Below are 3,860 nucleotides of genomic sequence, written 5' to 3' on the forward strand. Positions count from 1 at the left end.
TATGTCGATGCGCCGTTCCAGCCGCTGAAAAAGCCGATGGCGCAATCGCGCGTGACCATCGTCACCACCGCGGCCCCTTACGACCCGGCGAAGGGCGACCAGGGCCCGGGCGCGGCGTATAATGGCGGCGCGAAGTTCTACACGGTCTATGACGGCGACACCTCGAAACAGCACGATCTGCGCATCTCGCATATCGGCTACGACCGCAAGCACACCACAGCGACCGACAGCGGCACCTGGTTTCCGCTGCCCCAGCTGCTGAAGGCTGCAGCCTCGGGGCGGATCGGCGAGGTGGCGCCGCGCTTCTTCGGCGCCCCGACCAATCGCAGCCACCGCGTCACCATCGACGTCGATGCCCCTGACATTCTTGCCCGCTGCCTCGCTGACAAGGTCGATGTCGCCGTGCTGGTGCCGAACTGCCCGGTTTGCCACCAGACTTCCGCTTTGGTCGCCCGCCACCTCGAGGCCAACGGCATCTCAACCGTGGTGATGGGCTGCGCCAAGGACATCGTCGAGCACGCGGCCGTGCCGCGCTTCCTGTTCTCCGACTTCCCGTTGGGTAATTCGGCGGGCAAGCCGCACGACGTCGAGTCGCAGGCGCTGACGCTGGAGCTGGCGCTGCGCCTGCTGGAGTCCGCCTCCGGCGCGCGCACCACGATGCAGTCGCCGCTGCGCTGGAGCGAGGATGCCTCCTGGAAGCTCGACTACAACAACATCGCCCAGATGAGTCCGGAAGAACTGGCGCGGCGCCGGGCCGAGTTCGACAAACAGAAAGAAATCGCGCGCGGCAACCGGGCGGCATGATCTCGTCTGCTTCCCTTCTCCCCTTGCGGGAGAAGGTGGCGCGGACAAAGTCCGCGCCGGATGAGGGGTCTCTATCCGCTGAGACAAACCCCTCACCCGTCACCTCACCTCGTGAGGTGCCACCCTCTCCCACAAGGGGAGAGGGAAGAAACAGGAGGACGTCCAAGTGACCCGACCGTTCGAAGGCGTGAAGATTCTCGACTTCACGCAGGTTCTGGCTGGCCCCTACGCGAGTTACCAGCTCGCGCTGCTCGGCGCCGACGTCATCAAGCTGGAGCGGCGCGAAGGTGAGGATATGCGCCGCACCCCGTTGAGCCGCGAATGGGCCGATCGCGGCCTTGCCCCGGGCTGGCAGGCGATCAACGGCAACAAGCGCAGCCTGACGCTCGACCTCTCGAAGCCGGAAGCGATCGCCATCGTCAAGCAGCTCGCCGCAAGCGTTGATGTGGTGATGGAAAATTTTCGTCCCGGCGTGATGGACAGGCTCGGCATCGGCTACGCCGCGCTCTCGGCCATCAACCCGAGGCTGATCTATTGCGCCATCTCGGGCTTCGGCCAGACCGGCCCGGAACGATCCGGCGCGGGCTACGACGGCAAGATCCAGGCGATGTCGGGCATCATGGCGATCACGGGTCACGAGGAAACCGGGCCGACGCGCGCCGGCTTCGCGGTCTGCGACGTGCTGTCCGGTGCCACCGCAGCCTTCGGCGTATCGAGTGCGTTGTTCCAGCGCACCCAAACCGGCAAGGGGCAGCTGGTTGACGTCTCCATGCTCGAGGCGACGCTGGCGTTTCTGTCGGGGCAGATAGCCGATTACACCGTCGCCGGCCATCGTCAGCAACTATCCGGCAATCAGGCCGTCAGCCGGCGGCCGACTGCGAATTTGTTCAAAGCGGGCGAAGGCTATCTGTTGCTCGCCGTGAACAGCGAGAAGCAGTACCAGTCGCTGATGGCGGCACTCGGCCGCGCCGACGCGCTGGAAGACCCGCGCTTTTCCAACTGGTTCGCGCGGCAGGAAAACGAGCCGGCGCTCCGGGCCATCATCGAGGAAGCGCTGGCGAAAAAGGATCCGCGCGAATGGGAGAATATTCTCGAGACGGCAGGCGCGCCCTGCGCCAGCATCTGGAAGATCGAGGAGGTGATCGATCACCCGCAGATAGCGGCGCGCGGCGCCATTCAGGAGATCGATACGCCTTATGGCCGCCTGCGCTTCGCCGGCAGCGGCTTCCGGCTCGCCCATGGCGGCGGCAGGCTCGATTCGATGGCGCCCGAACTCGGCGCCCATACCGACGAGGTGCTGAACTCGCTCGGCTACGGCGCGGATGATATCGCGGATCTGCGCGCGCGCGGCATCGTCTGAGCGGCGGCGGAAAGATAACACCGTCGTCTATGCCGGTTACCGGATCAAACCCGCGAGCCTCGGCAGCGTCAGGCTGATCGCGGGGATGCAGATGATCAGCAACAGTCCGGCGAACAGGGCCAGCATGTACGGCACGTAGGTGCGGAAGTGCTGGCCCACGCTGATGTTCGCAAAACGCAGCGCCATCAACAGCCCGACCCCCATCGGCGGCATGAACAATCCGATGCCGACGGCGGCGGTCTGCACGATGTTGAAGTGGATCGGATCGATGCCCATCGCTTCGGAGATCGGAAACACCACGGGGATCAGCACCACCGCGGCGGGCAGGCCTTCCAGCACCATGCCGAACAGGCAGCTCATGGCCGCGGTTCCGATCAGGAACAGCCACGGGTGCGTCTTCAGCGGCCCCAGCACCTGACCGAGCAATTGGGGCACCCCGCTGACGCCCATCAGATATTGATAGACCGAGGCGATCGCGAGCAGGAACACCACCGCCGCGGTGAGGATCGCGCTGTCATAGGCGATCTTGCCCATCTCGCGCCAAGAGACGTTGCGGTAATAGAGTTTTGCGGCGAGGAAGGCATAGCCCGCGACAACGGCGCCGGCCTCGGTCGCGGTGATGATGCCGAGAATGAAGCCGGCGAGGATCACGAACGGCACCACCATCGGCACCGCGGCGTGCAGCGCCGCGTGGCCGAGGCGCTTCAGGCTTGGCCGGGCATCGACCGGCCAGTCGTTCTGCCGGGCGCGGACGTAAACTACCGCCATCAGGCACAGCATGATGACGACGGCCGGCACGAAGCCGGCGACGAACAGCGCCACCGCCGAGGTGTTGGTGACCTGCGCGATCACGATCATGAAGATCGCCGGCGGCACCAGCATGCCCATCGCGGTGCCGGCGGCGATCAGCGAGGCCGAATCGCGCCGGTCATAGCCGGCTCTTGTCAGCGGCGGCATCAGCGCGGAGCCGAGGGCGGAGACCTCCGCCATTTTCGATCCGCAGATGTCGGAGAAGAAATACGCGACCACGATCACGGACATGCCGAGCCCGCCCTTGACCCAGCCGATCAGCGCGCGCGCCAGCTCCACCAGCGCGTGGCTCATGCCGCAGCGCTCCATCAGATTGCCGGCGAACACGAAGGCGGGGATCGCCAGCAGCACCCAGCTCTGCGATCCCGACACCAGCGCCGAGGAAAGCTGTTGCAGCGGGTAGCCGCCGATCAGGAGTCCCGCGATGCCGGCGACGCCGAGCGCGAACACGATCGGCATCGACAGCAGCACCAGCACGGCGAAAACGATAGCGACAGTCGCAAGCAGCATGGATTGTCCCGATCAGTGCTGGGGCTCGCCTTGCGGCAGCGGCGAGATCATCATCGCGAGCCCATAGACGGCGATCAGGATGCCGCCGACCACGGCGGAGGCGTAGAGCCAGGCGAGATTGATCTGCAGGCCCGGCGTGGTCAGCGTGCGGTTGAGCAGGCAGAGCTTGAAACCGTACCAGGCCGCCAGCACGCCGACACAAGCGATCAGCGCGTGATTGAACCGGTGGATCCAGAGCTGCGCGGTCTCAGGCAGGCGATGCACGAACACGGCAAGTGTGAAATGCGAGCGTGACTGGATGCCGATCGCCGCACCGATCAGCGTCAGCCAAGCCAGCGACAGCTCGCCGACTTCCTCGACCCAGGTGAACGGCACC

Annotated in this window: 4 protein-coding genes; 2 read left to right on the top strand and 2 right to left on the bottom strand. The window is 65.6% G+C overall.

The features are described from left to right. Together QZ213_RS25715 and QZ213_RS25720 are read left to right on the top strand one after the other, a co-directional pair. On the top strand, positions 1 to 804 hold an 804-nt coding region (locus QZ213_RS25715), incomplete at its 5' end, for a glycine reductase (protein ID WP_291688875.1). A 166-nt stretch (positions 805 to 970) separates the two neighbouring features. Further along, positions 971 to 2,164 carry a CoA transferase gene (locus tag QZ213_RS25720; RefSeq protein ID WP_291688876.1) on the top strand — a complete coding sequence of 398 codons (1,194 nt, stop codon included), beginning with the start codon at positions 971 to 973 and terminating at the stop codon, positions 2,162 to 2,164. A gap of 36 nt (positions 2,165 to 2,200) precedes the next feature. Here QZ213_RS25720 and QZ213_RS25725 read toward each other — a convergent pair whose 3' ends face one another. Beyond that, positions 2,201 to 3,484 carry a TRAP transporter large permease gene (locus QZ213_RS25725; RefSeq protein WP_291688877.1) on the bottom strand — a complete coding sequence of 428 codons (1,284 nt, stop codon included), beginning with the start codon at positions 3,482 to 3,484 and terminating at the stop codon, positions 2,201 to 2,203. Between the two features lie 12 nt (positions 3,485 to 3,496). After that, the coding region (locus QZ213_RS25730; RefSeq protein WP_291688878.1) for a TRAP transporter small permease subunit at positions 3,497 to 3,860 on the bottom strand (364 nt) is incomplete at its 5' end.

The organism is Bradyrhizobium sp., from assembly GCF_017881085.1.
In the GTDB taxonomy this organism is placed as follows: Bacteria; Pseudomonadota; Alphaproteobacteria; order Rhizobiales; family Xanthobacteraceae; genus Bradyrhizobium.

Bases quoted from the DNA above. Each gene is read 5' to 3' on its own strand.
- QZ213_RS25725 (WP_291688877.1), bottom strand. From the start codon at position 3,484: ATGCTGCTTGCGACTGTCGCTATCGTTTTCGCCGTGCTGGTGCTGCTG.